Source organism: Acinetobacter sp. YH12235 (assembly GCF_013417705.1).
Taxonomy (GTDB): domain Bacteria; phylum Pseudomonadota; class Gammaproteobacteria; order Pseudomonadales; family Moraxellaceae; genus Acinetobacter.
Genome location: NZ_VPDL01000055.1, coordinates 1 through 3,650, shown reverse-complemented (window position 1 = coordinate 3,650; position 3,650 = coordinate 1). Strand labels below are relative to the sequence as shown.

4 protein-coding genes and 1 pseudogene are annotated in these 3,650 nt (G+C 46.0%); all 5 read right to left on the bottom strand.

Annotation, left to right across the window (positions count from 1 at the left end; genetic code table 11):
• Positions 1-214: 214 nt before the first annotated feature.
• Positions 215-439 (bottom strand): hypothetical protein, encoded by a 225-nt coding sequence (locus FTV13_RS15410; protein ID WP_000743213.1) that lies wholly within the window; start codon positions 437-439, stop codon positions 215-217.
• Positions 436-1,173, bottom strand: a complete 738-nt coding sequence (locus FTV13_RS15405) for a recombinase family protein (RefSeq protein ID WP_001366550.1) — start codon at positions 1,171-1,173, stop codon at positions 436-438. Before FTV13_RS15405 ends, FTV13_RS15410 begins: the two co-directional genes overlap by 4 nt.
• Positions 1,174-1,321: 148 nt before the next feature.
• The gene (locus tag FTV13_RS15400) at positions 1,322-2,488 is read right to left on the bottom strand and encodes a tetracycline-inactivating monooxygenase Tet(X3) (RefSeq protein WP_024160783.1); all 1,167 of its coding nucleotides are present in this window, start codon (positions 2,486-2,488) and stop codon (positions 1,322-1,324) included.
• Between the two features lie 189 nt (positions 2,489-2,677).
• On the bottom strand, positions 2,678-3,271 hold the full coding sequence (locus FTV13_RS15395) for a tyrosine-type recombinase/integrase (RefSeq protein ID WP_205779272.1): 594 nt from the start codon (positions 3,269-3,271) through the stop codon (positions 2,678-2,680).
• A gap of 72 nt (positions 3,272-3,343) precedes the next feature.
• A pseudogene (locus tag FTV13_RS15390) lies at positions 3,344-3,650 on the bottom strand (IS6-like element IS26 family transposase); the annotation flags it as partial.

The following is a 3,650-nucleotide window of genomic DNA, read 5'->3' as shown; positions in this document are numbered from 1 at the left end:
GCATGTTCCGCGTCCTTGCAATACTGTGTTTACATACAGTCTATCGCTTAGCGGAAAGTTCTTTTACCCTCAGCCGAAATGCCTGCCGTTGCTAGACATTGCCAGCCAGTGCCCGTCACTCCCACTCGATTGTAAACAAGCACACAAAACCCTTTAGTGACAACAATTTGCAAGAACTATCAGGCTCAGTGCCATGAAAAATACCATGACCAGATCATGAGGTTGAACACGGCTTGCGCCGGCAGCGTTCACGCTCCTGGTCGGCGATCTCGCCCGGCTGCAATGCTAGCTCAGCATCGGTCATGCGCTCCAGCACGTCGCGTAGGCGGATGGTGCAAGGAATGGGCGGCAGCTCGAACTCATAGCCGCCGGCGATCATTTCGGCCGCAATCTCCTCGGTGATGAAAAACGGCTCGTCGTCTTGGTTCGGCTTCTTCATGCCCTTTCCTCCTGGCGCTCATCCTGGCCGACAGCGGCCAGGGCATCGGCTTCCGTCAATGCGTCCTCCACGAACGCGCCGTGCTGCTTCGCTTCGGCCTGGCTGACCTCGGCCCATATCCGTTTCACCTGGGCCGCACTGTACCCGGCCAGCTCGGCGGTCTTGTTGATGCTGTAGCCGGACTTGCGCAGCGCGACAACTTGGGCGCGGCGCTTCGGATCAGCACGGCGGCCCTTGTACCGCCCGGCCTGGCGGGCCAACTCAATGCCTTGGCGCTGGCGTTCGCGCCTGTCCTCGTAGTCGTCGCGGGCCATCTGCAAGGCCAGGCGAAAAAGCATGATCTGCACGGCTTCCAGCACGATCTTGGCGACGCCCTGGGCCTCGGCCGCCAGGTCGGATAGATCGACCACGCCAGGGACGGCCAGGCGTGCGCCTTTGGCCTGTATCGAGGCCACCAGGCGCTCGGCCTCGGGCAAAGGTAGGCGGCTGATGCGGTCGATCTTCTCGGCAATGACCACCTCGCCGGGCTGTAGGTCGCCGATCATGCGCAGCAGCTCAGGCCGGTCGGCGCGTGCGCCGGATGCCTTCTCACGGTAGATGCCGGCGACGTAGTAGCCGGCGGCCTTCGCGGCCGTAGTGATCGCCTCTTGGCGTTCCAAGTCCTGCGCGTCGGTGCTGACGCGCAGATAGACCCGCGCCACCATCGGCGCGGCTACTGGCTTCGTCCTGCGCATACTTGCGGGCTCCTTTGGGCATACTCAAATGCACCCATCTTAAACTGGCAGCTAATGTACAAAAGTTGATAGAAGCACACAAGTTCAATTTTGCACTTCTGCCCCACTATTGCAAAACTGCTTGTTAGTAGCCGTTTTTTCTTACTGTTTATAGATTCAATAATTTTTGAAACGAAAAATTGGGACTAAACATTTCGGTTTCGTTTTCTGTCGATTCGTCCTGCGTATCTTTTGCATAAACAAACATTTGTTGTTCGTAGTTTTCGATGGCATTTTCAATACTTGTAAATTCTCCGTTTGTAAGGTTTTCAGACAATATCAAAGCATCCAATAATCCCGTATTTACACCCTGTCCTGCAAAAGGCGACATCAAATGAGCAGCATCGCCAATCATTGTTATGGGTAATGGACGGTTACTTTTCCAATCATTGTTCAAAGGAAATTTCCTTGTGGGCAAGCATTGAAATGTTGATACCGAACGTATTAATTGTTTGTAAACTTCACTCCATTTGGAAAATCTTTTCAATAAAAAATCGGCAACGCTGTTTCTGTCCTGAAAATCTAAGGGAATTTTATTTTTCCATTCATCGGGCGTTTTAAAACTAATTCCTAAATACAATGCACCATTATTATTGGGATTGGCAAACAATAAAATGCCCTGATGTCCCGCCATTAATCGGTTGCCGTTGCATAGCTGAAAAAATCCGGGACAGTTTATTTCCGGTTGAAGAATATCAGCTTGGATGTTGAAAGTACCGGTTTCTTCAACTTGCGTGTCGGTAACAAAGCTCCTTATTTTCGACATTCCACCATTGGCAAGAATAACCAAATCTGCTGTTTCACTCGGTTTATTCTCAAAAGTTAGTGTCCACTTCTTCTTACCAGGTTCAAGCATAACAAGTTTTCTATCCCAAATAACCGTGTCGTTTTCTAAACTATTCAACAAGATAGCCCTTAAGTCATTTCTGTTTATTTCAGGATTGTCAAATCGATTTTCGGGCTTTACATTTTTTGTGGATAAAATATTGCCTTTTTCATCAGCAATATTTACACCCATTGGTAAGGCTAAGTCATAATAAGTTTGTAACAATCCCGCTTTTTTCATTGCTTCCTGACCTGAACCTTTGTGTAGGTCAAGGGTTCCACCAAAAATTCTTGCCTCTCGGTCGTTGTCTCTTTCGTAAACTGAAACGTCTATGCCGTTTTGCTGTAATAATTTTGCCATAGTCAGTCCAACGGGTCCACCACCAATTATTGCAACGTTCTTATCACTAAGTAAATTCATTTGTTTGTCTGTATCTATTCGCATTGTCATTCAAAAATGGCACATAACAAGTGGCTATACGCCAAATGGCGTATATATCCACTATATCTTATTTTGCTAAACCTTTCATTATCAGTGACAAATCCGTTTTCAACCGTTTACCGTTCGTTTCTACTCTCTCAAAAGGATTTATATTCATAGTGCTTTTTGTTAAGTTTTGCTCAAATATACAAATCCTTTCTATATATCTAACAAATCCATCGGACTTTTTAATTGTTCCATTCCCTTGGTGGTAATATGTGTATAAACCTCAGTTGTTTTACTGCTTGAATGACCTAACAACGATTGAATATAACGTAAACTCGTACCATTCTCAAGCAAATGCGTTGCAAAGCTATGTCGTAAGGTATGTACAGTAACTTCCTTTTGAATCTTTGCTTTTAAAACAGCTGCTTTAAAAATGTTTTGAATACTTCGGCTTGAGTATGCGCCACCTTTTTGACCTTCAAATAAATAATCTTTTGGTTTATATTCCATAAAGTATGTTCTTAAAATAATTAATGTTTTCTCAGATAAAATGGTATAACGATCTCTTTTTCCTTTTGACTGTTCTATACGAATTTGCATGCGCTTGGAGTCAATGTCTTTTATTTTCAGGTTTATACATTCAGAAATGCGCAAACCTGCCGAATAAATAGTCATCAGAATAGCCTTGTGTTTCACGTTTTCAATAGCGCGTAGTACCCGAATGGTTTCTTCTTCACTCATCACAACAGGAAGTGTTTTTTCTTTTTTTGGTCTTTCGATGAAATATGTTTTCCGTTGTCCACCCAAAACACGTTCGTAATAAAACTGGCACTGTTGCAAAGTTAGCGATGAGGCAGCCTTTTGTCTTATTCAAAGGCCTTACATTTCAAAAACTCTGCTTACCAGGCGCATTTCGCCCAGGGGATCACCATAATAAAATGCTGAGGCCTGGCCTTTGCGTAGTGCACGCATCACCTCAATACCTTTGATGGTGGCGTAAGCCGTCTTCATGGATTTAAATCCCAGCGTGGCGCCGATTATCCGTTTCAGTTTGCCATAATCGCATTCAATCACGTTGTTCCGGTACTTAATCTGTCGGTGTTCAACGTCAGACGGGCACCGGCCTTCGCGTTTGAGCAGAGCAAGCGCGCGACCATAGGCGGGCGCTTTATCCGTGTTGATGAAT

Coding starts and splice junctions, on each gene's coding strand:
- FTV13_RS15405 (WP_001366550.1), bottom strand. CDS start 1,173: ATGCGCAGGACGAAGCCAGTAGCCGCGCCGATGGTGGCGCGGGTCTAT.
- FTV13_RS15410 (WP_000743213.1), bottom strand. CDS start 439: ATGAAGAAGCCGAACCAAGACGACGAGCCGTTTTTCATCACCGAGGAG.
- FTV13_RS15400 (WP_024160783.1), bottom strand. CDS start 2,488: ATGACAATGCGAATAGATACAGACAAACAAATGAATTTACTTAGTGAT.